This is a genomic window from Nonomuraea sp. NPDC003707 (assembly GCF_053587055.1).
Window position 1 is genome coordinate 1 of the sequence record NZ_JBSFNK010000129.1, and the last position, 1364, is coordinate 1364.

1 protein-coding gene is annotated in these 1364 nt (G+C 70.3%); it reads left to right on the forward strand.

Going from position 1 to position 1364, the window contains the following annotated elements:
* Positions 1-173: 173 nt before the first annotated feature.
* A partial coding sequence (locus ACWDRB_RS67825) for a hypothetical protein (protein WP_449912908.1) occupies positions 174-1364 on the forward strand: 1191 nt, incomplete at its 3' end.

The window sequence follows — 1364 nt, forward strand, 5'->3', positions numbered from 1 at the left end:
GTGGCCAGGTGTCGAGCAGTTCGTGCTCGACATGGAGCAGGTGCTCCCTGCAGACCCCCGCCGTGACGTCGGGCAAGTTGAAGGACGGGTGGCTGATTCGCTGGCGGGTGCGGGCTTCGACCTCCTCCGGAGTGACGGGTCCCTGGTCGGAGTGGCAGACGGCCACGATTCAGGTGGGCGGCACCGCGGGCAACGGCTTGGGCGCCGTTCCGGCCACCCGTGGCACCGATGCCTGGACGCTGGCGTCGGTCACGCCGTGGCTGTATGGGAAGGTGACCGACGCCGGCGGGTCGAAGCTGGTGCTGGGTGCGGAGATCGAGCACGATCCGGCCGCGACCGGGCAGGGCACCGGCCTGATCTGGTCCGGCAAGGGCACCACCAGTTACACCTCTGGTGGCAACGCGTGGGTGCAGGTGCCGACCGGCAAGTTGACCGACGGCATGAAGATCCGTTGGAGGGTGCGCGGTGTCACCACCGCGGGCGCCGAAGGCGAATGGTCGCCCTGGCAGGTCGCCGTCGTCGATGTGAACAAGCCCGCCGCGTCCGATGCCGGTTGGACTCCGGCCACCAAGGGCGCGCTGTCGTGGACGGCGTCTTCGACCACGCCGTGGGTCTACGCCAAGGTCACCGATCCGGATTCGCGCGCGTCCCGGCTGGAGGCACAGATCGAGCACGACCCCGCCGCGACCGGACAAGGCACGGGTGTGGTCTGGGAGGGCAAGGGCACCACCGCGTACGCCTCCGGGGGCAATGCCTGGGTGCAGGTGCCGGCCGGGAAGCTGACCGACGGCATGAAGGTGCGCTGGCGGGTGCGCGGAGAGACCGCCACCGGCGTGGCCGGTCCGTGGTCGGACTGGTCCGCCACCACTGTCGACATGCGTAAGCCGTCCGTGGCGAGCTTGTCGATGACCCCCGCGACCTGGGACTCCGGAGCATGGACCGCGGCCACGACGACGCCGTGGCTATACGCCAAGGTGAGCGACCCGGAGAACGGCGAGTCCCGGCTCGCGGTGGAGATCGAGCACGACCCGGCCGCCACCGGTCAAGGGGGCGGCCTGATCTGGTCCGGCAGGAGCGCGCAGCCGTCCCGCTCCGGCGAGAACGCCTGGGTGCAGGTGCCGGCCGGGAAGCTGACCGACGGCATGAAGATCCGCTGGCGTGCCCGGGGCGAAACCGCCAAGGGCATCACCGGGCCTTGGACCGACTGGGTCCAGGCACGCATCGACCTCGGCAAGCCGGTGGTCGAGTCGCTGGGCATGGATCCGGCGTTGCCCGGTTCGGCGTCCTGGACGGCGGGGTCGGTGACGCCGTGGCTGTATGCGAAGGTGAGCGATCCGGACAACCGGTCCAGCAAGCTCAATGTC